The following is a 22,947-nucleotide window of genomic DNA, read 5'->3' on the forward strand; positions in this document are numbered from 1 at the left end:
CAAGGCCCCATCCCCGGGGCCTTGTCTTCTCTTCGTCAGCAGGAGACCTTCATGATCACCATCCCCGGCCAACTGGCCATCAAGACCATCCACGGCAGGAACGGCGACTTCAACGTCGGCCGCCTGGCGACCTCGATCGGCGAGTTCGTCGTGAAGAACGCCGAACTCGATCAGTACCGCGAGGGCAAGTACGACGGTGATTTCGTCATCGTCGAGATTCGCCCCTCCACGTACAACGCCAACGGCCGCATGGTCATCGAGATCCGCGCCCATCTGGGCGGGATGACACTGTCCAACATCGACGCCCTGAGCCGCGACGAAGCCCGCCGGCTGAGTCCGCAGGAAGTCGATCCGGTCGACGAGGAGGCGCAGGCGCCCGTGCCGGCAACGCCCCCGGCCAAGCCGAAGGCGAAGCCGCGCAGTCCGCGTGATCCCCTGGTCGATACCACGCCGTTCGGCAGCGAACCGGCTCCCGTGTCCGCTGCGGCCTCGGCCGAGGCAGACGACGCGGCGCTGTTCGGTGCCTTGTGGCCCCTGGGCGAGACCGTGAAGCTCGATGCGACCGTGGATCGTCGTGTGCTGCGTCAGCAGCGCGACCGTCTCGACAAGCTGGGCTACGAGTTCGCTCCGTTGTCCCAGGACTGGCACCTCAAAGCTGCCTGATCCATCCGCCGCCTTACGCGGCATTCCGCCACCCGCCGGGGTTCTCCCCCGACGGGGAGGGCTCCGGCCTTTGCTTCAAGGAGACCCTCATGGGCTGGACCTTCGTTCGTCAGACGCGCGATCAGTTGATCCGCGAGCTGATCGCTCCGCAGGCGTCCGAACACGCTTGCTGCGAAGTCATCGACCACACGCTGGACGGCGACGTTCTGTGGACCGTGGTTCGCGTCACCGCCAGGCAGGCGGGCGTCATGGGCCTCGTGGCCGGTGAGTCCGTCTGCTACATCGGCTGCCATCTGCTGGAAAGCTCGGGCGGCGATTGGGGCTACAAGTCCCTCGATGAGTCCGTGCATCCGTACTACTACTCGTGCCCGCTGCGCTATCTCGACATGGCGCCGGTGCAAAGCCCCGAGTGGCGCGAGCGGGTTCACCGCTTCCACGCGGGGCGCGCTGTCTAGCGGCACGCATCTTCCTTCACCCAACCGGGGCGAGCACGGCCCCGCGGGCTGTGGTTGCTCCTTCATTTCCAAGAGGACATCACCATGCCTGCACCTTCTTCCGCGAAACCGCTGTACCGCATCGACGAATGCCCCGACCTCATGGCCGACGGTTGCGTCGGTGACGAGCAGGGCAATCTCGTCTTTCTCTCGATCTGGGCGCGCGACACCGCCGTTCAGGAGTTCCTCGCCCGCCTGACCCTCGGCCGGGATGAACAGGGACTGGATCAGTTCCACGTCATCACCGAGCAGGGCGCATCCATCTCGGTCTTCGTCGGCAACGTCGAGAACCTGGAAAAGCGCATCACCCGCGCCTATCGGCGAACGCTGTTCGGTTCGCTGACGAACGTGTGGCTGTTCGATCGTCGCTGCGTGAAGCCAGACAAGGCCAACGCCAGCGCGCTGGCGCTTCTGCCCAGGGATTCCGCTCACCGGCTCGACCGGCTGTGGACGCTGGTGCAGGACACCTGCCCGCTGCCACTGCTCGACCACTGGCGCGACACCGTGCTGGAGCTGTTGCAGACACGGCGGATGCTGACCGGTCTTCCCTTGGCCCTCGGGCCGCTGGAAGGCCATCGGCTGGCCCTCGATGTCCCGGCGCTGACGAAGGCGTTGGGCGAGCTGATCCGCAACGGCACCCTTGGCGCCACGCAGTACGAACTGGCCGCGAACGCACCGCTTCGGCGTGTGGCGTGAGCCATCCCCACGGGCATGCGCGCCGCGCGTGCCCGCCTTCCCTCATCCATCATCAGGAGAAATCCATGGCACTCATGTTTCCGCGCCTGGCGCGCAATTTCATCCGTAACGGCTACTTCCCCACCGACGAGCCGACGCTGGAGCGGGCCTTGTCCGCACTGGCGCCGTCTCCCGGCTCCATGTCCATCCTCGATCCCTGCGCCGGCGAAGGCGTGGCGATTGCCGAAGCCGCCCACGCCCTCGGGCGCGAGCAGGTCCAGGCCTTCGCCGTCGAGTACGACGCTGAGCGTGCCCGCCACGCACGGCAACTGGTCGATCGCTGCATCCACGGTGACCTGATGGACACACTGATCTCGCGCCAGTCCTTCGGGCTGCTGTGGCTGAACCCGCCGTATGGCGACCTGAGCAAGGACGTGAACGGCAACATCGGCTATCAGGGCCAGGGCCGTGCGCGGCTGGAAAAGCTCTTCTATCAGCGCGCGCTGCCGCTGCTGCAGTACGACGGCGTGCTGATCTTCATCGTGCCGTCCTACGTGCTCGACCCCGAGCTGGTCGGATGGCTGACGCGCCACTTCGCCGACCTACGCATCTACCGTGCGGTGGAAACGCAGTTCAAGCAGGTGGTGATCTTCGGCCGCAGGATTCGTCAGCGCGACCAGGCGTCGGAGTCGGTCAAGGCCGTGCGTGGTCTGCTGCTGCAGATCGGACAGGGCGACGCCGAAGCCGAGGAGCTGCCGCTCGAATGGCCGTTCCTGCCGTACACCGTCCCTGCCAGCCCGGCCGAGCCGGAGCACTTCTATCGCGTGACGATGGAGCCCGAGCAGTTCGCCGATGAAGTCGGCCGGCTGCAAGGTCTCTGGCCGGCGCTCGATACGCACCTGGGCGCCGCGCAGCAATCGCTGCGTCCGCCCGCGCGGGCCTTGTCGCACTGGCATCTCGCCTTGGCCTTGGCCGCAGGCGCGATCTCTGGCGTAGTGAAGTCCAAGAGCGGGCGCGTGCTCGTCGTCAAAGGTGATACCCACAAGGAGAAGACCCTCCAGACGGAATACACCGAACGCGACGACGGCTCCGTGGCCGAGACGCGCATCCTCACCGACAAGTTCGTGCCGGTCATTCGTGCATGGGACTTGACGCTGGGCTCGCCTACGTGGGGCGAAGTGCTGACCATCCGCTGATCGCTGTTCCCTGACGGTTCGCCGTCGCTTTCATCCACCCACCGGGGTCACGTTGCCCCGATGGGGTGCCGTGGCCCCTTCTTCCAGAAGGAGAAACCACCATGGCACTCGCAGTCCTCAACCTCGCGTCACAAGCACGCTTTTCGCCAGGGCAGGTGGTCATGACCGCCGGCGTCGACGAGCTGGTCCGACAGGGCCGGCTCAACCCCTCGCCGTACCTGCGCCGCCATCTTCATGGCGATTGGGGCGACCTGGACGACAGCGATCGACGGCAGAACGACGCCGCGCTGAAGTCCGGTGAGGATCGTCTGTTCTCGTCCTACCAGGTCACGCGCGACCTGAAGCTCTGGATCATCACTGAATGGGATCGCAGCGTCACCACGCTGCTGCTGCCCAGCGAATACTGATCCGCATCCCGCGGTCTCGCGCCGCTTCATTCTTCCCACCCAGGGGCATGTCACCGCCCCGTGAGGGAGGTGACATGCCCCATTGCCTTGGAGCATCACCATGTCCCTCGATCTCGAAACCGTTCCCGAAACCGCTGTGCAGGGCGACCTGCTCGAAGCGGCCGCTTCACCCCTCACGCTCAGCCTGCAGGACTTCGTAACGGAGTTCGGCGACGAGTTGCTCGATTCGCTCAACCGTGCCAATCCGCCGGTCTACACCGGCCAGGTGCGGGTGCATCGGCAACTTATCCTCGCCGCGCTTAAGCGCAAGCTGTTCCCCGCGCAAGCCGATGTGGTCCATGCCGTCACCGAGCTGCTGGTCGACCGCGGCGAACGCGCCGCGATCGTCAACGGCGAGATGGGCTGCGGCAAGACGACGGTGGGTATTGCCACCGCCGCCGTGCTCAACGCCGAAGGCTACCGCCGCACCCTGGTGCTCTCGCCACCCCACCTGGTCTACAAGTGGCGGCGCGAAATCCAGGAGACGGTGGCCGGTGCCAAGGTCTGGGTGCTCAATGGCCCGGACACGCTGGTCAAGCTGCTGAAACTGCGCGAGCAGTTGGGCGTGCCGGCCCAGGGCCAGGAGTTCTTCGTCCTGGGCCGCGTGCGGATGCGGATGGGGTTCCACTGGAAACCTGTCTTCGTTCGACGGCGCACTCCTCACGGCGACGTGGGGGGCTGCCCGGATTGCGGGCATGTCATCACCGACCTCGACGGCGAGCCGATCAACCCGGTCGAACTCGAAGCCGAAGAGTCCCGCCGCAAGTGCAGCCACTGCCATGCACCGCTGTGGTCCTTGATCCGTCCCAGAGGCCTGTCCGCCAGCGACCAGTCCTCGACCGTGCTCAAGGCGCTGAAGCGTATTCCAACCATCGGGGAAGTCACCGCGCAGAAGCTGATGCAGAAGTTCGGCGACGCTTTCCTTGCGTCGATGCTCGGGGACAACATCCACGAGTTCATCAACCTGATGGATGGCAACGGCGAGCTGGTCTTCTCGGACCGGCAAGCCCATCGCATGGAACGCGCGATGGCCAACATGGAGTTCGGCTTCGGCGAGGGCGGCTACCAGCCTTCCGAGTTCATCAAGAGGCAGCTTCCCCAAGGCACGTTCGACCTGCTCATCGCCGACGAGGCGCACGAGTACAAGAACGGCGGCTCCGCTCAGGGCCAGGCCATGGGGGTGTTGGCGGCCAAGGCGCGCAAGACGCTATTGCTCACCGGCACACTGATGGGCGGCTACGGCGACGACCTGTTCCACCTGCTGTTCCGAGCCCTGCCGGGGCGGATGATAGAAGACGGCTACCGGCCGACCAAGAGCGGCAGCATGACCTCGGCCGCGATGGCGTTCATGCGCGATCACGGCGTGCTCAAGGACATCTATTCCGAGAGCACCGGCACGGCGCACAAGACGGCCAAGGGCACCAAGGTATCGGTGCGAACGGTCAAGGCGCCGGGGTTCGGTCCCAAGGGCGTGCTGCGTTGCGTCCTGCCGTTCACAGTCTTCCTCAAGCTGAAGGACATCGGTGGCAACGTGCTGCCGCCCTACGACGAGGAGTTCCGCGAAGTCGCGATGGACACGGCGCAAGCCGCGGCCTACCGCGATCTGGCGGGTCGGCTGACCCAGGAGCTGAAGCAGGCCCTGGCGAAGCGCGACACGACGCTGCTCGGTGTAGTCCTCAACGTGCTGCTGGCCTGGCCGGACTGCTGCTTCCGGTCGGAGACAGTGGTGCATCCGCGCACGCGCAACACCTTGGCGTTCGTTCCGGCTCAGTTCAACGAGCTGGAGGTGATGCCCAAGGAGCGCGAGCTGATCGAGATCTGCAAGCAAGAGAAGGCAGAAGGTCGCAAGACCCTGGTCTATTCGGTCTACACCGGCACGCGCGACACCACGTCGCGTTTGAAGGTGCTGCTGGAGCAGGAAGGCTTCAAGGTGGCGGTACTGCGCGCGAGCGTGGATGCCTCCCGCCGCGAGGACTGGATCGCCGAGCAGTTGGACCGTGGCATCGACGTGCTCATCACCAATCCCGAGTTGGTGAAAACCGGCCTGGACCTGCTGGAGTTCCCGACCATCGTGTTCCTCCAGTCGGGCTACAACGTGTATTCGTTGCAGCAGGCCGCGCGGCGCTCATGGCGCATCGGCCAGAAGCAGCCGGTGCGCGTGATCTACCTCGGCTACGCCAACTCCTCGCAGATGACCTGCCTGGGGTTGATGGCCCGGAAGATCATGGTGTCGCAAAGCACGTCGGGCGACGTGCCGGAGTCCGGGCTCGATGTCCTGAATCAGGACGGCGACTCGGTGGAGGTGGCACTGGCACGGCAGCTTGTCACGGTCTGATCCATGTGCTCATGCCGGCGGCCCCTCGGGGTCGCCGGCTTCTTTCCACGGCCCTTCGGGGCTGCCTTCTGTTAGGTTATCTTCGATCTCTTTATGAGGCGGGTAATGAACAAGAACGGTAAGCAGAGGGCATTGGTCGTGATGGGGGCCGGAGCCTCGGTGGAGCTGGGCATCCCCGCTACGATTGGATTCGGGAATCTTATCGATGACGCCATCAAGGCCGACAAATACTGTGCCCATGTGGGAGGAACGGAGGTCTATTTCGACATTCGAGACAAGTTGCGCACCTACTATGCCAGCGAGGCCGAAGCCCACTTTGAGCGCATCTATCACGTCATGCACGAACTCAGCCAGTTGCGCGCAAAGCAAGGCGCGGTTCCCAAGTTCCTACCCGTGATGTATCCGTTCCTGGGCACCGCTGTGACGCACCCTGAGCAAGCACTCAAGGCCGCCTGCAGCGCGATGCTTGATTTCATCTATGCGAAGGTCTCGGAAGTCTGCGACAACCCAGCCCTACCATTGAATCCCTTGTCTGCGTTCTTCGAGGTGCTGGAGCAGCAGTACGTCCCTCGCGTGTACACGACCAACTACGATGATTTCGTCGCCCAGGCGACCCAAGGGCGCTACTTCACCGGCTTTACGCAGCGACATGGCGATCACTCGGACTTCGACGGAAAGGCTTTCTGGGCGGAGTGGGGCAAGCCGGCCTTGTTCCATCTACACGGATCAGTCCATATGGGATTCTCCGTGCCCGGCGAGCATCAGATCGGTGACATCGTTTGGTTCGATGACAAGGCCGTGGCACGTCGGCAAGCCAGATTCAATGGCTCGGGCGTTGACAGGATGGATGGCACCCACGTCGAGCGGGGCGCGATCATCACCGGATTGGACAAACTCGGCCGCCTTCAGCAGTCGCCCTATGCGTTCTACTACTCGGCGCTCAACCGGGAGGCCATGGAGGCAGACCTGATTCTGGTGCTAGGCAGCGGGCTAGCGGATCTCCATCTGAACACGTTCCTGAAGGCTGCCCGGCGTGCCAGACCCGACGTGCCGATTCTCTACGTCGGCTATTGGGGGCGAGAGGCGCTGGACTTCTACAGCACCATCCATTTCGAGTTGGAAGATCGTGACATCGCGCTGTTCCATGAACTAGGCATCGATCTGGTAAACGTCGCTGAAGCACGCTTCAAAGCGGACGACGGCTGGACTGTGGATGCCCGTGGCAAAGCGGCGGTGTGGGCTGATGGCTTCCAATCGTTCCTCCTTGCACCAGAAGCATTCACGAAGGTATTGCTGAAAGTCGCTGCCACGTAGGTACCTGTCCAGGGCAACGATTTCTTGACCCACCGCACTAATCGGTCGGCGTCCAGTTCCCTTTGTTTGCTGCCAGCGCTCGTCACGGCAGCGATGGTGACGGCTCCACATTCTGGGGAGCCGAACCATGCGACTGTTCGCCCGTTTTCGTAGCCCTCCCACAATCTACGGCGCGATAGCCAGCTCCGTCCTGGCCGCCGGCTGCGCCACGACCGCCACGCCGTCTGTGCCAGCGGTGCCGGCCGCATCGCCAACCGCCGTCGCGCCGGAGCCAGGTTTCGTTCCGGTGGCCCGCTACGGCCGCTACACCCTGGTCGAGCTGGTGCCGGAGCCCGCGCAGCGTGATCTCTTGCAGCAGGCGGTGGAGGTCTCGATTCCGCCCATGCTCGATGCCAGCGTGGGCGATGCCATGCGCCATGTGCTCCTGCGCTCGGGCTACCGGCTCTGCGATGCGGCCGAGGCCGCCGCGCTCTACGCGCTGCCGCTGCCTGCCGCACACCTGCGCCTGGGCCCGCTGATGCTGCGCGATGCCTTGCTGACCCTTGCCGGCCCGGCCTGGGAGCTGTCGGTCGATGACTTGAGGCGCCAGGTCTGCTTCAGCCGGCACGGTGCTCCCACCTTCCTTTCCGCTGACCCGCCCGGCACCGCCACGCCCGTGCCGGACGCCGACCGGCCCGAGGAGATGCAGCCATGACCTTTCCCCAAGCGCCATCCGAGCGCCATTCCCGCACGCGCTGGCTCAAGATCGCCGCAGCCTTCTGGCTACTGCTCATCAGTGCCGTGGCACTCATCAACAGCGTCGGCCTGTCGCGGCTCGCCGAACAGACCCAGGGCAGCGCACAGGATGCGCAGGTCAACGCGCTGGGCCTGCGCGTGGCCGATCTCGAACAACAGGCCGATGCGGACAAGCGCCGGCCGGCGCCGATCAGCCAGGCCGAATTCGCCACCGCGCGGCAGGCGCTGGACAAACGGATGACGCGTCTCGAAGAGGCCGATGAGGCGAAGGCTCTGGCCATCGACCTGCAGACGCTGCAGGCGCGCGTGAACGCAATCGAAACCCGCCTGGAGAAGGCCCGGCAGGTGGCATCCGCCGCTCGCCCGCGCATTCCGGTTGCGACGAAGCCCAAGGTGCCGGAGCCGCCGTTCCGGGTGCTGGGCGTGGAGCTGCGTGGCGGCGAGCGCTTTCTGTCGATCACCTCCACCGCCGCGGCCTCGCTTGCGGGCGCCCGGCTGCTGCGCCAGGGCGATGCCGAGGGCGGCTGGCAACTGCAGTCCATCGAGGCGCAGGCCGGCGTGTTCCAGGTGAACGGCCAGACGCAGCGCGTTGCGGTGCCGTAGGAGGTGCCATGACCCCCACGCTCACTTCGTTCGCAGCCCCCCGAGGGGGCTTCAGCCTCCTTGAGGCGGCTCGGCGGAGGCTGACCATGAACCTGCGGCCGTTGCTCGCTACCGTCGTTCTGTTCGCCGCTTTCGGCGCATCCGCCCAGCCGGCCCCGGTGACGAACTCGCGCATGGTGCCCGCCCAGGTGCAGCCGGGCGCTGATGCCGCGCTCGACGAGAGGCAGGCGCGGGAGTGGGGGCTTCAGCCCGAGGAGTGGGCACGTTACCGCCAACTGATGCAGGGGCCGCTCGGGGTCTATTCGCCCCAGCTCGATCCGCTCACGGCGCTGGGCATCGAGGCCCGCAGCGACGAGGAGCGCAGGCGCTACGCGGAGTTGCAGGTGCAGGCCGAGGCCCAGCGCGTCGGCAAGACGCTGGCCTACCAGCGCGCCTACGACGCGGCGTGGCAGCGCCTGTTTCCCGGCCAGCCGCGCGTGAGCCTGCCCGGCGCCAAGGCGCAGGGTGCCGGCAACACCGGCTCCGGGCGCCTGGCGGTCTTCGTCAAGGCCGACTGCGCACCGTGCGCGCAGCGCGTGCAGCAGTTGCAGGCGGCCGGCACGGCCTTCGATCTCTACATGGTCGGCAGCCGTCAGGACGACGCGCGCATCCGGCAGTGGGCCACCCAGGCGGGCATCGACCCGGCCAGGGTGCGCGCCCGCACCATCACGCTCAACCACGATGCGGGACGCTGGCTGTCGCTCGGCCTGCCCGGCGATCTGCCGGCCGTGGTGCGCGAGGTGAACGGCCAATGGCAGCGGCAATAGGTGCTCCGGGCCGGGAGCACCGGCCGTCCCGCGTCGCCATCCGCTGCACCAGCGCCGCGCTGCTGCTCACCACCGTCGGCTGGGCGCTGGCCGCCCTGGCGCGGGAAGTGCCGCCGCCGGCCTATCAACTGGCGGCGCATCGTGCAGACGTGCCGGCGGCCGTGCTGTACGCGGTGGCCTTGCAGGAGAGCGGCGCCATGCTGCGCGGGCGCCTGATCCCCTGGCCGTGGACGCTCAACGTCGCCGGCTCGCCACAGCGCTACGCCACCCGCGTCGAGGCCTGCGCGGGGCTGCACCGTGCGCTCGCCCACACGCCGGCCAATCGCATCGACGCCGGCCTCGGCCAGGTCAATCTCGGCTACCACACGCATCGCTACACGCAGCCCTGCGAGCTGCTGGACCCGTACCGCAACCTCGCCATCGCTGCGGAAATCCTGCGCGAACAGCACACGCCGGGCGAGGACTGGCTGCTTGCCATCGGCCGCTACCACCGGCCCGCCGGCGGGGCACCCGCGGCGCGATACCGGCGCAGTGTGCATCGGCACCTGACCCGCGTACTCGACCCCGGCGTTCCCGTTCCAACTCTCCAGGCCACCACGCCATGAACCACACCGTCCTCATCGCCGCCATCGGGCTGCTGTCCACGACCACCATCTTCGCCCAGACCGTCTCCGGGCCGCTGATCGTCGTCGAAGACCGCGGCGGCGACTCCGCGCTGCCGTACTACCAGTCGCTGAATCCTCAGCCGGATCAGGCCACACCGCCGGCCCCGATGCCGGCCCCTCGCGTGGGCAATGCGGCCGACGCCGAAGCCGCCATGCTGCCGGTGCGCTCGACGCAACTGTCGCCGGGCGAGGTGCAGCGCCGCGTCAACCGGGCGCCGGGCCTGACGGCGCTGTTCCTGATCGGCGACGACGAGCGTTCGCGCGCCTGGCTGCGGCAGCGGCAGACCGCGCTGCGCGAGCTGCAGGCCGTGGGCCTGGTGGTCAACGTGGAGTCGATGGCCGCGCTGACGGCGCTGCGCAGCCTGGCTCCCGGCCTGAGCCTCTCGCCGGCCTCCGGCGACGACCTGGCCCAGCGCCTGGGCCTGCGCCACTACCCGGTGCTCATCACGTCCACCGGCGTCGAGCAGTAGGTGCGCAAATGGCCCAACCGCATGCGGTCGAGGTTCTGCTGCGGCCAGCGGTGGAGCTTCATACCGTGGCGGTCTGCACCGGCGCCGCGATTCTGTGCCTGGTGGCACCGTGGTCGCTCGCGCTGAACCCGCTGCTCGGCCTGGGCTCGGCACTGGCCTTCCTGATCTTCGGCGCGATTCGCCTGCGCGATGCCTGGGCGATCCTGCGCTATCGCCGCAACATCCGCCGCCTGCCGCGCTACGTGATGACCAGCCGCGACGTGCCGGTGAGCCAACAGCGGCTGTTCGTCGGCCGAGGCTTTCGCTGGGAGCAGCGGCACACGCACCGGCTGATGCAGACCTACCGGCCGGGGTTCCGCCGCTATGTCGAGCCGACGGCGATCTACCGGGCCGCCCGGCGGCTGGAGGAGCGGCTTGAGTTCGCGCCGTTTCCCGTCTCGACACTGGCGCGCGCGCTGGCCTGGGACAGCCCGCTCAACCCGGCGCGACCGCTGCCGCCGGTCGGCGGACTGCCACGCCTGCATGGCATCGAGCCGCACGAGGTCGACGTCACGCTGCCGCTGGGCGAGCGCGTCGGCCACTCCCTGGTGCTGGGCACCACGCGCGTGGGCAAGACGCGGCTGGCCGAGCTGTTCATCACCCAGGACATCCGCCGCAAGGTCCGCGGCGAGCACGAGGTGGTGATCGTCTTCGACCCCAAGGGCGACGCCGACCTGTTGAAGCGCATGTACGTCGAGGCCAAGCGCGCCGGGCGCGAAGGCGAGTTCTACGTGTTCCATCTGGGCTGGCCCGACATCTCGGCGCGCTACAACGCCGTGGGCCGGTTCGGGCGGATCTCCGAGGTGGCCACGCGCATCGCCGGACAGCTCTCGGGCGAGGGCAACAGCGCGGCGTTCCGCGAGTTCGCCTGGCGCTTCGTCAACATCATCGCGCGCGCCCTGGTCGAGCTGGGGCAGCGTCCGGACTACCTGCTGATCCAGCGCCACGTCATCAACATCGACGCGCTGTTCATCGAGTACGCCCAGCACTACTTCGCCAAGAACGAGCCGAAGGCCTGGGAGGTCATCGTCCAGCTCGAAGGCAAGCTCAACGAGAAGAACATCCCGCGCAACATGATCGGGCGCGAGAAGCGCGTGGTGGCCCTCGAACAGTACCTGTCCCAGGTGCGCATCTATGACCCGGTGCTCGACGGCCTGCGCAGCGCCGTGCGCTACGACCGGACGTACTTCGACAAGATCGTCGCTTCGCTGCTGCCGCTGCTGGAGAAGCTCACCACCGGCAAGATCGCGCAACTGCTCGCACCGAACTATTCCGACCTGTCCGACCCGCGGCCGATCTTCGACTGGATGCAGGTCATCCGCAAGCGCGCGGTGGTCTACGTGGGGCTGGATGCGCTGTCCGACGCCGAAGTCGCGGCAGCGGTGGGCAACTCGATGTTCAGCGACCTGGTCTCGGTGGCCGGCCACATCTACAAGTTCGGCATCGATGACGGGCTGCCCGGCGCCGCGGTGAGCGCCAAGATTCCGATCAACGTCCACGCCGACGAATTCAATGAACTCATGGGCGACGAGTTCATTCCGATGGTCAACAAGGGCGGCGGTGCCGGCGTACAGGTGACGGCCTACACGCAGACCTTGAGCGACATCGAGGCGCGCATCGGCAACCGTGCCAAGGCCGGCCAGGTGGTCGGCAACTTCAACAACCTGTTCATGCTGCGCGTGCGCGAGACCGCCACCGCCGAGCTGCTGACGCGACAACTGCCCAAGGTCGAGGTGTACGCCACGGCACTGATGAGCGGCGCCACCGACAGCTCCGACCCGCACGGCAATACCGCGTTCACGTCCAACACGCAGGACCGCATCAGCACGACCAGCGTGCCGTTGATCGAGCCCGCGCATGTGGTGGCGCTACCGAAGGGGCAGTGCTTCGCGCTGATCGAGGGCGGCAACCTCTGGAAAGTCCGCATGCCGCTGCCGGCACCCGACCCCGACGAAGCCATGCCGAAGGATCTGCAGGAGCTGGCCGGCTACATGCGGCAGCACTACGTCGAGGCAGGAGACTGGTGGGAGAACCAAGGCATCCCCGGCCTGCAGGACAAGGCGCTGCCCGACGACCTGCTGGACGACTTCAAGCGGATGGCCGCCGCTGAAGAGGCCGAAGCATGAGCGATCCGGCCGTCGCTGCCCAGCGCCAGCAGCAACGACAGCAGGGGCTGATCGCCGGCCTGGTCACGCTGCCGTTCCGCTTCTTCGGCGTGCTGTGCGGCGCGCTGCTGCTGTGCATCCTGATCGAATGCGTCGGCATGCACTTCTTCTGGCCCGAGCAGGGCTGGCGCCACGCGCAGGGCATGCTGCACTACGAGCTGGATCAGCTCTCCACGCATTTCACGCGCAGCGCGCTGGTGCAGGAGCCGGGGCGCACCGCGCACCGGCTGGTCGAACTGGGCTACGACTGGCTGTTCGTGAAGAGCGGTCTGCTGGACTGGATACGCGACGCCTCGGCGCAGGCCGGCGCCGGCAGCCATCGCCCGACCAAGGATTTCCGCTACTACATCGGCTTGGTCTACGTGAACGTGGAGAGCTACCTGATCGCGGCGGCCTACACGACGCTGGTCTTCCTCGTGCGGCTGCTGGTGCTGTGCCTGACCCTGCCGTTGTTCCTGATGACCGCCTTCGTCGGACTGGTGGACGGCCTGGTGCGCCGGGACATCCGCCGCTTCGGCGCGGGACGCGAATCGGGGTTCATCTATCACCGCGCCAGGGCCAGCCTGATCCCGCTGGCCGTGCTGCCGTGGGTGACTTACCTGGCACTGCCGGTCAGCGTGAACCCGCTGCTGATCCTGCTGCCCAGCGCCGCACTGCTCGGCGTGGCGGTGTGCATCGCGGCGGCGACGTTCAAGAAGTACTTGTGAAACACCCAGGAGCGTCACTCACGCCGGTTCAGTGGGGCGAACGCGCAGCGGTGCGCCGGGCGCACTGTTGCGCGTGTACCGGCTGGGCTGCGAACTGACCGGGGGATTCTGTCGCTAATTTCGCCGGACAAAATCAGCCGCAAGTGCTTGTCACGGCACTAATTTCACTGGTTCCGCTAGTTTCTCCTTGTGCTTTCGTCGAGTGCTGTACCATCTGAAATCAGCAGGGGTTGCCCAAGGCACGCGGCGCGACTCGCACCTACAGCTTCGGAGGCAGGCCAGATGCAGCAGCTGCGATGCTACGGCGACGACAGAAACAATGGGTTCTGCGTGCATTGCGGCGGGCCAAGCGAAACCATCGATCACGTCCCGTCGAAAGTTCTCTTGGATGAGCCGTATCCAGAGAATCTCATGGCGGCTCCGGCGTGCCGTGAATGCAACAACGGCCTTTCACTCGAGGAAGAATATCTGGCCTGTTTGCTCGAATGTGTCATCGCCGGGGACATCGCACCCGAAAAACTGCACAGGGCCAAGATTGGCCGTATCTTGCGTGCGAACTCCTCGCTGTTGACCCGATTGCAGCGGGCACGCACAGATGGTGCAGAAGGCCCTGTCTGGGCAGCCGAAAACGACCGCGTGAGTCGCGTCATCCTCAAATTGGCTCGATGTCATGCCGCATTCGAACTCAACGAGCCACAACTCCACGAACCATCACGCCTCGGATTCAAGCCGCTGTCGCTCATGACGGAAAAAGAGCGCACCGCATTCGAAAGCGATGACGACGCGTTCGATGTCTGGCCGGAAGTCGGGAGCCGTGCGATGCAGAGGCTGCTTGTGGCGGGCACCGACACTTTCACCGAGGGATGGTTGGCCGTGCAAGAAGGAAACTATCGCTTCCATACCAGCCAAGCCAATGGGCTGACCGTGAAAATCGTCCTTCGGGAATATCTCGGCTGCGAAGTCGTCTGGGACTGATCCGGCAGGACGCATTCGTTTCGGCAGGCAGATGGATTTCGAAGTAGCGATTCAGACGGGTGAAACCGTCTTCGTGTCTACCAGCGCCTGCAAATGGTCTAGTAGCAGCTTGGGAATCTGCCCGCCGGTGAGAAGCACACCGGCCTCCATGTTCTGCTCCATCGCGTGGCCGGTCAGGTTGGCGCTGGTGATGAAACACATCTTGCCATCGGCAACGGCGACTTTGGCGTGAACGCGCCCGTCAGAGAACGGGGCGGCTTTGTCTCGCCAGGAATAAAGCCTCGCAGCGGAGACCAGCGTGCTCATCTTGCCAATCGCGTCAAACGAGATGCTGCCGCCGTGGTCCTGAGACAATTCGAGCAGCATGGAGATGACCACTCCGCGATCACTTGCCGCATTCAGCGCCTTGACGATGGTCGAGACGTTGTAGGCCACGAAGCTGGTGATGAACAGGGTCTGCTCAGCGGCGTTGATGACCTGCAGTAGCGTCTGCTCGGTTCGTCGAGCCGAGACGAAGGGTGTCGTCGGTCCCGTCCACACGAGTTCGGTGGATTGTTGATTCGTAGCCTTGGTGAAAACATGGCCGGCGGCGAGCAGCATCGATGCAAGCTCATCGGCGCTGACCTCACTGGCTCGCCAAGCATCGATGAGCTGATCCACAACCTCAGCAGCAACGGGGGTGCTGACCACGCCCGACAGCGCACCGGCTGCTTTGCTGGCATCGGTCCGACGAATCCGGCTAGCTATGGCCTGTACCTTCTCAGGAGAGACCAGACAGACCACAGCTGCGACGGCGTCCAAGAGCCTCTCCATGTCACAAGCCCTTGAAGAAAGCCGCGTCGATACGTTCCAGGGTCGGAACCAGCAATGACCGATCCAGGTAGCGATTGCCGCGCTCGCAGGAGGTCTCGGCCACCAGGCTACAAGCGTGGCACGCCGCAGCATGAAGTGAGCGATCTTTCTCGGGATCGTGCTCGGAGCAAAGCGGGTCAGAGGAGCAGATCTTCGAGCGATTCAAGGCTTGTTCCAATAGGCGACCCAGATTCTCCGGCTTGCCGAGATCGACGAGACCGCCCAGCGTTCCATCGGAGTCCGCCGCTGCCGTGTAGATGAGGATACCGGCCTGCGGACTCTCGCCCGAGGTGTCGGCATAGATTCGCTCGCGGATACTCGCTGCGTTGTAGCCGCACTCCAACGCCAGCTCACGAATCAGCAAGTGCGATAGCGTGTGGAGCAGGGCGTAGCGAATGCCGGGGTAGCCCTCGTCAGGATCGAGATGACGTGAATTGCGCCATCCCCTGTGGCCGCCCCGGAGCATCTTGTCGACCTGCGCGACGGCAGGTAGTGCTTCCCAAGCGACGAGCGCCGGTTCATCGAACTGGATGAAGATACCCTCACCATGTACCTGGTTCGCGGGAACCCAATCCGGTTTGCTTCGTGAGAGGTTGGCCATCTGGGGCCGTTCGTTCGGGTCGCCAGTTTCTTCGGGCGCCTCCACCCGAGTAAAACCGAGCAAGGCATTGACCTCTCGCAGTCGCTCCAGAAGCAGCACTCTGCCGATGTGCTTCGCAAAAGCCGGTGGCGTGCCGACCTTCTTGCTCATGAAGTGCGGGTAGTCCGTGGGCGGATTCGCTTCTGTCAGCACGTCCCATTCGGGGCCCTTGATATCGGCCTCACCCACGACCTCCTGTCCGCCACCGCTACGGTGCGCCTCGATAGCCGACCAGATCGACGCCGCAGGATATTTGTCGATCCCTGGCAGCGCTCCGGTCTTTTTAAGCGTCTTCGCCGTCACCAACACTTCCGCTTCGGACTCCAGCTCTTCAAAGAACTCCCAGCCATCCTGGATCAGTTGACTGAGTGGGTCCTTGGTCTGGGGAATCGCGAGCGCCGAAAGTGTGATTGGGAACCAACTGTTCGTGGCGCCCAACAGAACCGCCCGCGCTTCCTCGTCACATTCGTTGTCGAAGTGGTCGAGGTGGGGATGTCGTCCTCGGCAACCCGGCAGATTCTCTTTTCCGGCCTTGCCGAAGGCGTGGGCCATGCTCCTCGACGCACCACACGTATCGCATTTCGCCCATAGATTCTCCGTCTGCAGCGAGGCGCCGCTCTCGAAGAAGCGTAGCGTGCCCTTGCATGAACTGTTTCCACCGTGGACGAAGTAGTGCCAAGGGAAGTCGTCGAGGTGACCATCGCGACAGGCCAACAGGAAACGTGCCGGTACGGCATCGGCGTCCTTGGCGGGTTGATCGCCCTTCGAACCCCGACATCCTTTGTGGACGAACCGGGTTCGCTCGGGCCTGAAGCGGTTCTCCTTGATCTCGAACAGTCCGGCATCGAAGGGGGACAGCAGGCCGCATTTCACGCAGCGCATCCAGCGCGGGAATGGCCGGACGGGAACGCCGATGTTGGCCTCGGCCGACCAGACATCGACGAGCTCGCTTTTCTGGAACGGCGGCATCCGCAAGTTCTCGACCTGTGCTCCAAGCACCTTCCGAACGGCGGCCAGCAGTCTGGCTTCCTGGATCGGTTGGCAGCGGTCCTTTTCCCATCGGTCGATGCCAAGCGTCACGACGGACAGGCTCGGCAGATCGATCAACGCCCCTGGCCCGTAGGTCCAGAGCAACTGGCTGGGTCTTACTTCTCCGACTGGAGTCTTATTACTCGTCGTCATGTTCAGTCCTCATCCTTCGTCGCGGGACGAGGCTTCCAATCGTGGTCGTCCGTGATGTGGCTTGTATTCATGATCAAACGCACGCCGGGCTCCACTTCGCGCATCGACATTGGTACGGTCCAGTTGTCCCAGGCCTGGATGCCCGGTGACCTGATCAATGCAACTGTCTTGTCCTTCTCGGGGCCGCGCTTCTCATAGGCCAGGATGCGGCCACCTTTGCCTACTTCCTTGGCCCACTCATCTGCGCGCTCCTTGAGTTCCTGTTCGGCCAGGCCCTTGGTGCTGGACAGCTCGCTGACATTCCAGGCTCGTCTGACGAGCACATCGATGGCATCGGTGATCTCGGTCTGGTCTGACTTGTCCAACTTGCCTGCCCCCTCGTTGGGGCTGAAAACATCGTTCTCCAGACGCATCAGGCTCAGCAGCGAGCCGGTCAGGCCACGGTCCATCGCGCGCGGCGAGAACGGCGTCACCGACTGCGCTTCGACGTGCTTGTAGAAAGTGGCGTGGTAATGCTCGAAGGTTTCGTAGTGCGAGAGATCTCGTGGTCGTGCCCAGGTGAGCACTGTGCAGACCAAGCCGGGGAAGGAACGACCCACTCGGCTGGTGGCCTGGATGTACTCCGCCGTGCCTTTGGGCTGGCCGTTGACCGCCATCAGTCCCAGCCGATTGACGTCGACCCCCACCGACAGCATGTTGGTGGCCAGCACCACATCGATCGCCCGGGTGTCGCCCTCTTGCCACTTGGTCACGTACTTGCCGGCTGCGGCATCGAACTCGGACTTGAACTTCACCTCGAGGTTGTCGAGGTACTTCGGGATGTCTTGGCTGGAGACCCGTGAGGTCAGCTCGCGGATGTTGCTGACGCTGCGTTGCGCCAACGCGGGCCGCTCGACCATGCTCATCTGCACCCGGTAGGAACGCGTCTGCACGTCGTCCTCGGCCAAGCGCTTCATGCCCCCCAGCTCGCGCAGCGAGTTGAAGTAGCCGACCATGGTCATGTACGGATCTGCTGGCTCGCCGAAGTGATCGAACAGTGCCTGAGCAGCAGTCAGGAACGCCGTGTAGACGCGGATCAGCATCGCAGGTCGTGAACTTCCGGGAGAGCAGACCCCGAGGTAGCGCCGTCCCGGCTTGTCCTCGATCGGTCGCTGGACCGAGAAATAGTTGTCTTCCACGTCCAGCCCGTGCGGCGGGAACACCGACACACGCCGCATGAAGACGTTGTTCACCTGCTCGCGGGCCTTACGCACCGTGGCGGTCGACGCGATGATCTTCGGCTTGACCATATGTTCGCCGAGCTTCCAGCCGCACAGCTCGTCCACGGCCGTCTCGTACAGGCCAACCATGGTGCCGAGCGGCCCGCTGATCAGATGAAACTCGTCCTGGATGATCAGGTCCGGCGGTCGGATCGGGCTGATGTTCTTGACCTTGGTGGCAGCGAGCCCCTTTCCGGCCTGGTGGTTACCATGGCAGTCCGCGCCTTGCCATAGCAGGCCGTGCCGCTCGCATTCCTGGCCGACCCGACCGAACAGCGTGCGCACTTGGCCCCGCCACGCCATCATGGCGAACTTGTCCACGGTGGCGATCATCATCGTCGGGGGACGGTGGTAGATCTCCTCGTCCACGACCAGTACCGGAATGCCCGCGTGCGGGAGCTTGCTGGACTTGCCTTTCGAGAAGTCGCAACGGCCCTTCTTGTCGCCGCAGTAGACGAAGGTGCGCCCACGCCCCTTGTCGACCTCCACGTCGCGCCCTGGGGCGACTTCCGAGCCACACCAAGGGCAACTGGTCAGTTGCGCAGGAGACGCCGCGCCGGCGTTGTACTTACCGGGATTGCGGATGTCCTCGATGGCCCGATGACTGTCCTCGGTCGTGCCAGGGGTCACCTTGTTGCCCACCCACAGTCCGATGGTGAAGGGTTCGATGCCGAGCGATTCGTCACCCTTGGCCAGCGCCTCGCGACGCAGCACCTCCATCGCACAGATCAGTGCCGTGGCACGCTGAAACTGCTGCAGCGTCAGCAGGCGCAGGGTGTAACGCATGATCACGGCCAGACCGCGCGAGCCGTCGTAGCCGCCCAGGTTGCCCTGCATGCGCCGAATGGCCATGGTGAAGGCGGCTACACCTAGGTACGCCTCCGTCTTGCCACCGCCGGTAGGGAACCACAGCAGATCGGCATAGGCTTCGACCGGTTGCACACGATCCGGGTGCGTCGGGTCGGCCAGCGATGGGATCGACAGCAGCAGGAAAGCCAACTGGAACGGGCGCCAGCTGCGGTTCTTCAGTACGTCGAACTGCTCGACGGTGACGTCCTTGCCACGCCGGATTTCGAGGGCGTATTGGCTACGCACGCGCTGCGTGGCCATTGCCCGGTTGGCGAAACGGAAGGCCGCCAGGGCATTCGCGTCGCTCTTCAGCGTATCGATACCCTGCTGCAGGCGAGTGTGGATCTCCTGGCATCGATCCATTGCCTGTTGCGACTGCGCGTCGTAGCCAAGCACGTCGATGCCGACCCGAGCACGCTGCTCATCGATCCACGCGGCGTAATCCTTGGTCAACAGGTTGAGGGCGTCGACCAGCGGATCGATGTCCAGTGTGGCGAGGCGCTGCATGTCGAGCAGGCCACTGCTCACCATTTCCTTCATCGCCGGCCGGTCGGCGGGGTCCAGCCCCGGTGTCTCGGTGACCTGCACCTCGTACTGCGGCATGACAGTGATGCGCACCTCGGTGGCCAGCGTCACGTCATCCGCCGCTTCGGCATGGACGGCGACGCCGTGCCCCACCGCGAACTCCACCCGGTTGCGGTAGATCATCTCCAGCGATTCACGCTCCGGGTCCATACCGTCCGCATCCAGCACAGGCCGGCGGCGGAAGATTGCGCGCTTGGGTGCTTCAGCTTCCGAACGCACGATCAGCTCCGGCTGGAAGACCCAGGCGGTATCGCGGTTGGTCTCGGGTTCTTCCTGTGCGTTGACCAGGAACAGCGTCACCAAGCGATCGCCATTCGCGTTCTTGGCGCGCACGGAGCCCTGCACCCGCACTTCGGGATAGGTCTTGTCCGGCGCCTGATGAGGGATCACGCCTTCGGTGAGCGGCAGCACCAGCTTGCCGCCACAAGGGATGCGTTGCCAGACCTTGGCCTTGGTCTGCTCCTCGGCGCCGGTCTCCTTGTTCTTGCGGATGCGGAAGATCTCGTGCTCATCGCTGCGCTCGTAGCGACCCCAGCGCACCTCGATTTCGATCCGTTCGGCGTCACCATCCACACAGAAGGTCATGCCCAGGCTGCTCGGTACCAACGATTGATTGCTGGCAGCGTCGATCTCATCGGCGGCGTCAGACTCGGGCTCGACACGCCCCGTCGCCGTGCCGAACTCCGCACCGGGTTCATGCTGGCCGGGCGCCTTCGGGTCGGTGGGCTCTTCGACCTCGTCGTTCGCCAGTGGCCCTTCGAGCCCTTCGATGCCACCCTGTGCCGCCTCACGCGGGGCGAGCTTGCCCACCAGATAGCGATCCCGCACACCCATGTCGACGATGCGCTCATGAGGGCCGCCAGCCGGGCCGAGCAAGTCGTCCATCACGGCCAGTTGCAGCAGTTCGCGGATGTAGGCGAGTTCCTGCTGATGCTGGGGAGATCTGGGATCGGAACCGACCGTCGGCACTTCGGCGATGGTCTTGTGCAATGCCTTGGGCAGGGCTTCGACGAAATCGGTCCACTGGACCCGACCGATGCTGCTCGAAGACGGTGGCGTGAGTGCAGTGAGGCCGATCGAGACGGGGTCTGTGATCGACAGCAGTCGGTCGAAATAGAGCGTGGTGGTTTCGAGATCGGAACGAACCCGCAGCACACGCCCGACACGGGTGATGCTACCAACGGGGTTCAGGACCAGAACCCAGTCGTCCTCCTCGATGGCCTGATAGAGAGAACGCTCACCCTTCAGAACCAAGATATAGGGCGCGAGCCTGTGGTCGGTGCCGAGGCCATGATCGATGGCGATCCATGCGTTGGAAGTTTTCGTCATACCTTGGTCACCTCAAATCCTGTCCACGATCTTTTCGAGCTTGTCGAGTGACTTGCTCTTCTCGATGTATGCCGAATACGCCTCTTGAGCGCCCCGAATCAAGGTGTCGTAATGGACGATGCGGCTGCCCGGTGAGATCGATGTCATCGATGACTTGAGGCGGTCGGGGTTCGATGCCTCTTCGTTGACGGTCTTGCCAAGGACGAAGATCACCTCGATATTGGGGCTGACATCGTTTTGCTCGCGCAGGATCTTTTTCAGCTTGTCGACGTAGGTCTGACCTTGCTCCACCAGTTCGAGCAATCCCATCTTGCGGCCGACCTTCTTGAGCTCGACGATGACGTGCTTGCCCGCATTGGTGCGATAGGCGATGTCGACGCGGCCCAGGCGCTCTTTCTCGGTCATGTCTTCGATCAGCACGCCTTCCGTCGTCAGGCGCGATTCCATGATCGGGCTGCCCGTGGCACGCTCCCATGCCGGGTCCAATAACCAGAGGTGATCGAACAGGTACTTCTGGAGCACCCGTTCCTTTGCGTCCTCATCGATGATGGTCTGGAAATCCCGGATGGCATCCAGACGCGATTTGACGATGTCCCGGTAGAGGGATGCCTCAAGCGAGTCTCTGTCGGCGAGCACGGCCAGCAGCCTGTCGGCACTCTCGATGCTCGTCACAAACTCCTCGGTCGAGCCGCGCAGCTTCATGCGCTCGAATGCCAGGATGCCGTGCCGGTACATGAGCTTCCGATCCTCTTCCTCATCGACCGGCAGCGCACTGAGTTTGGCGATCAGCGTCTCCGCGCTCTTTTTGTATCCCTCGGGGAGCGTATCGAGCCACTCGGCGAGGGCGGGCGATGTTTCCTTCGCTTTCTCGACCTCGTGCTTCTTGCGCCATTCCGTCCAGCGCTTCTCGACTTGCGTAAGACGTGATTTCAGGAAAGCGATCAGCTGCCCATATCGGGGGTCATCCTCCTGCACGCGCTGCCGATCGCTGGTCGCGATGTCTGGTGCGTCGTCGGCGTCTAGGAAATCGGCCTCGATCTGCCCGGTGAGGTACTTCGTGTAGAGCCGCCCGTCGTTCAGTTTGTCGAGGATGTTCTCGTGAAACAGGCGGCCACGGGCGAACACGACGATGCCATTCAGATTGCCGGCATCCTCACTATCCAGTTGTTTGGGGAACCTAGCCGTGCCGATCCAGCCACTGACCTTCCACCCTGTATCCCAAGCATCGAAGCGGTTCGGAAGCGATTCCTTCTCCAGGAGCTGACCGGCGGGACTCAGGTCGAGTGCGTCGTCACCGAACTGCCAGAGGAACTGCACCATCGGCAGGTCGCCACGATCGGAGGGTGTGATGGGCTGCCCATCGAGATCGATCTTGAACCCGTGGGCCTCCCCGATCACAGAGAAGCGGCGCGCCAGGCGCTTGCGAAGAGCCAGCGCACCACGACCGAGCCGCTGGCGCTTGATATCGCGCAGAACGATTCGTGTTCCCTTGGTTACCGCGATCTGATCGGCGGGCAGGGACTCGGGGCTGTAGAAGGGCTCCCTCTTCTGAACCGATTCGTGGATTCCGTCCACGGTCATGCGGAGGCCATGAGCTGAGCCATCTCTGGCTGACTCGACTTCGATGACGTTAGCAATCGAGAACAGCGAGAGTTTTCCCAGCCCTTTGCGGCCCATCACCGGTCGGCCCTTGGCAGTCGTCTTGCCATGCTCGAGATCTTCATCTCGCCGTCGATAACCGACCCGCAGGTACTTGCCGTTCATGTCATCGACCGACATACCGATACCGTCATCGAGGATCTCGATCCGGTTGCCGTCCGAATCGATCTTGATGTCGACGGTCTCGGCGTCGGCATCCCAGGCGTTCGCGACGGCCTCGGTCAGAACGGCGGCGATGTTGCTGTAGAGGTTGATCCCGAGGTGGTCGAGCACGTTCAGGTCGACCGTCATTCTGTATTTGTCG

At 64.5% G+C, this 22,947-nt stretch carries 19 protein-coding genes; 15 read left to right on the forward strand and 4 right to left on the reverse strand.

Annotation, left to right across the window (positions count from 1 at the left end; genetic code table 11):
• Window positions 1-51 precede the first annotated feature (51 nt).
• From B1991_RS10965 to B1991_RS11035, 15 genes are all read left to right on the forward strand, one after another.
• Window positions 52-663 (forward strand): DUF3275 family protein, encoded by a 612-nt coding sequence (locus B1991_RS10965; protein ID WP_053461227.1) that lies wholly within the window; start codon window positions 52-54, stop codon window positions 661-663.
• A gap of 89 nt (window positions 664-752) precedes the next feature.
• Window positions 753-1,118 (forward strand): hypothetical protein, encoded by a 366-nt coding sequence (locus B1991_RS10970; RefSeq protein WP_023434578.1) that lies wholly within the window; start codon window positions 753-755, stop codon window positions 1,116-1,118.
• 84 nt (window positions 1,119-1,202) lie between these two features.
• Window positions 1,203-1,853, forward strand: a complete 651-nt coding sequence (locus B1991_RS10975; RefSeq protein WP_034031706.1) for a hypothetical protein — start codon at window positions 1,203-1,205, stop codon at window positions 1,851-1,853.
• 65 nt (window positions 1,854-1,918) lie between these two features.
• Window positions 1,919-3,028: a DUF6094 domain-containing protein gene (locus B1991_RS10980; RefSeq protein ID WP_031754999.1), complete on the forward strand. Its 1,110-nt coding sequence runs from the start codon at window positions 1,919-1,921 to the stop codon at window positions 3,026-3,028.
• Between the two features lie 101 nt (window positions 3,029-3,129).
• Window positions 3,130-3,435, forward strand: coding sequence for a hypothetical protein (locus B1991_RS10985; RefSeq protein ID WP_023124349.1), 306 nt, complete (start codon window positions 3,130-3,132; stop codon window positions 3,433-3,435).
• A gap of 100 nt (window positions 3,436-3,535) precedes the next feature.
• Window positions 3,536-5,809 (forward strand): helicase-related protein, encoded by a 2,274-nt coding sequence (locus tag B1991_RS10990; protein WP_136258761.1) that lies wholly within the window; start codon window positions 3,536-3,538, stop codon window positions 5,807-5,809.
• 105 nt (window positions 5,810-5,914) lie between these two features.
• Window positions 5,915-7,123, forward strand: coding sequence for an SIR2 family protein (locus B1991_RS10995; protein ID WP_023657724.1), 1,209 nt, complete (start codon window positions 5,915-5,917; stop codon window positions 7,121-7,123).
• Window positions 7,124-7,250: 127 nt separating this feature from the next.
• Window positions 7,251-7,817: a PFGI-1 class ICE element type IV pilus protein PilL2 gene (gene pilL2 / locus B1991_RS11000; protein WP_023657723.1), complete on the forward strand. Its 567-nt coding sequence runs from the start codon at window positions 7,251-7,253 to the stop codon at window positions 7,815-7,817.
• Window positions 7,814-8,461, forward strand: coding sequence for a hypothetical protein (locus B1991_RS11005; protein WP_023657722.1), 648 nt, complete (start codon window positions 7,814-7,816; stop codon window positions 8,459-8,461). Before pilL2 ends, B1991_RS11005 begins: the two co-directional genes overlap by 4 nt.
• A gap of 86 nt (window positions 8,462-8,547) precedes the next feature.
• The gene (locus B1991_RS11010; RefSeq protein WP_016851990.1) at window positions 8,548-9,267 is read left to right on the forward strand and encodes a TIGR03759 family integrating conjugative element protein; all 720 of its coding nucleotides are present in this window, start codon (window positions 8,548-8,550) and stop codon (window positions 9,265-9,267) included.
• On the forward strand, window positions 9,252-9,872 hold the full coding sequence (locus B1991_RS11015; protein WP_013982131.1) for a lysozyme family protein: 621 nt from the start codon (window positions 9,252-9,254) through the stop codon (window positions 9,870-9,872). Before B1991_RS11010 ends, B1991_RS11015 begins: the two co-directional genes overlap by 16 nt.
• A complete protein-coding gene (locus B1991_RS11020; RefSeq protein ID WP_023657720.1) occupies window positions 9,869-10,402 on the forward strand; it encodes an integrating conjugative element protein in 534 nt (177 codons plus the stop codon). Before B1991_RS11015 ends, B1991_RS11020 begins: the two co-directional genes overlap by 4 nt.
• 8 nt (window positions 10,403-10,410) lie before the next feature.
• The gene (gene traD, locus B1991_RS11025) at window positions 10,411-12,567 is read left to right on the forward strand and encodes a type IV conjugative transfer system coupling protein TraD (protein WP_011805426.1); all 2,157 of its coding nucleotides are present in this window, start codon (window positions 10,411-10,413) and stop codon (window positions 12,565-12,567) included.
• Window positions 12,564-13,313: a TIGR03747 family integrating conjugative element membrane protein gene (locus tag B1991_RS11030; RefSeq protein ID WP_011805425.1), complete on the forward strand. Its 750-nt coding sequence runs from the start codon at window positions 12,564-12,566 to the stop codon at window positions 13,311-13,313. Before traD ends, B1991_RS11030 begins: the two co-directional genes overlap by 4 nt.
• Window positions 13,314-13,595: 282 nt before the next feature.
• Window positions 13,596-14,288, forward strand: a complete 693-nt coding sequence (locus B1991_RS11035) for a hypothetical protein (protein ID WP_136258762.1) — start codon at window positions 13,596-13,598, stop codon at window positions 14,286-14,288.
• Window positions 14,289-14,339: 51 nt separating this feature from the next.
• Here B1991_RS11035 and drmC read toward each other — a convergent pair whose 3' ends face one another.
• From drmC to B1991_RS11055, 4 genes are read right to left on the reverse strand one after another with little or no spacing between them, the layout of a single operon-like run.
• A complete protein-coding gene (drmC, locus tag B1991_RS11040) occupies window positions 14,340-15,089 on the reverse strand; it encodes a DISARM system phospholipase D-like protein DrmC (protein WP_223194972.1) in 750 nt (249 codons plus the stop codon).
• Between the two features lie 13 nt (window positions 15,090-15,102).
• A complete protein-coding gene (gene drmB / locus B1991_RS11045) occupies window positions 15,103-16,962 on the reverse strand; it encodes a DUF1998 domain-containing protein (protein ID WP_023657718.1) in 1,860 nt (619 codons plus the stop codon).
• 2 nt (window positions 16,963-16,964) lie between these two features.
• Window positions 16,965-20,984: a DISARM system helicase DrmA gene (drmA, locus tag B1991_RS11050; RefSeq protein ID WP_023657717.1), complete on the reverse strand. Its 4,020-nt coding sequence runs from the start codon at window positions 20,982-20,984 to the stop codon at window positions 16,965-16,967.
• 12 nt (window positions 20,985-20,996) lie between these two features.
• Window positions 20,997-22,934: a BbrUII/HgiDII family restriction enzyme gene (locus B1991_RS11055; protein ID WP_210772121.1), complete on the reverse strand. Its 1,938-nt coding sequence runs from the start codon at window positions 22,932-22,934 to the stop codon at window positions 20,997-20,999.
• Between the last annotated feature and the right edge of the window lie 13 nt (window positions 22,935-22,947).

This window comes from Rhodanobacter lindaniclasticus, assembly GCF_004799035.1.
In the GTDB taxonomy this organism is placed as follows: domain Bacteria; phylum Pseudomonadota; class Gammaproteobacteria; order Xanthomonadales; family Rhodanobacteraceae; genus Rhodanobacter; species Rhodanobacter lindaniclasticus.

Excerpts from the sequence above, each read along its gene's own strand:
- B1991_RS10965 (WP_053461227.1), top strand. The coding sequence starts at position 52 with ATGATCACCATCCCCGGCCAACTGGCCATCAAGACCATCCACGGCAGG.
- B1991_RS10970 (WP_023434578.1), top strand. The coding sequence starts at position 753 with ATGGGCTGGACCTTCGTTCGTCAGACGCGCGATCAGTTGATCCGCGAG.
- B1991_RS10975 (WP_034031706.1), top strand. The coding sequence starts at position 1,203 with ATGCCTGCACCTTCTTCCGCGAAACCGCTGTACCGCATCGACGAATGC.
- B1991_RS10980 (WP_031754999.1), top strand. The coding sequence starts at position 1,919 with ATGGCACTCATGTTTCCGCGCCTGGCGCGCAATTTCATCCGTAACGGC.
- B1991_RS10985 (WP_023124349.1), top strand. The coding sequence starts at position 3,130 with ATGGCACTCGCAGTCCTCAACCTCGCGTCACAAGCACGCTTTTCGCCA.
- B1991_RS10990 (WP_136258761.1), top strand. The coding sequence starts at position 3,536 with ATGTCCCTCGATCTCGAAACCGTTCCCGAAACCGCTGTGCAGGGCGAC.
- B1991_RS10995 (WP_023657724.1), top strand. The coding sequence starts at position 5,915 with ATGAACAAGAACGGTAAGCAGAGGGCATTGGTCGTGATGGGGGCCGGA.
- pilL2 (WP_023657723.1), top strand. The coding sequence starts at position 7,251 with ATGCGACTGTTCGCCCGTTTTCGTAGCCCTCCCACAATCTACGGCGCG.
- B1991_RS11005 (WP_023657722.1), top strand. The coding sequence starts at position 7,814 with ATGACCTTTCCCCAAGCGCCATCCGAGCGCCATTCCCGCACGCGCTGG.
- B1991_RS11010 (WP_016851990.1), top strand. The coding sequence starts at position 8,548 with ATGAACCTGCGGCCGTTGCTCGCTACCGTCGTTCTGTTCGCCGCTTTC.
- B1991_RS11015 (WP_013982131.1), top strand. The coding sequence starts at position 9,252 with ATGGCAGCGGCAATAGGTGCTCCGGGCCGGGAGCACCGGCCGTCCCGC.
- B1991_RS11020 (WP_023657720.1), top strand. The coding sequence starts at position 9,869 with ATGAACCACACCGTCCTCATCGCCGCCATCGGGCTGCTGTCCACGACC.
- traD (WP_011805426.1), top strand. The coding sequence starts at position 10,411 with ATGGCCCAACCGCATGCGGTCGAGGTTCTGCTGCGGCCAGCGGTGGAG.
- B1991_RS11030 (WP_011805425.1), top strand. The coding sequence starts at position 12,564 with ATGAGCGATCCGGCCGTCGCTGCCCAGCGCCAGCAGCAACGACAGCAG.
- B1991_RS11035 (WP_136258762.1), top strand. The coding sequence starts at position 13,596 with ATGCAGCAGCTGCGATGCTACGGCGACGACAGAAACAATGGGTTCTGC.
- drmB (WP_023657718.1), bottom strand. The coding sequence starts at position 16,962 with ATGACGACGAGTAATAAGACTCCAGTCGGAGAAGTAAGACCCAGCCAG.
- drmA (WP_023657717.1), bottom strand. The coding sequence starts at position 20,984 with ATGACGAAAACTTCCAACGCATGGATCGCCATCGATCATGGCCTCGGC.
- B1991_RS11055 (WP_210772121.1), bottom strand. The coding sequence starts at position 22,934 with ATGACGGTCGACCTGAACGTGCTCGACCACCTCGGGATCAACCTCTAC.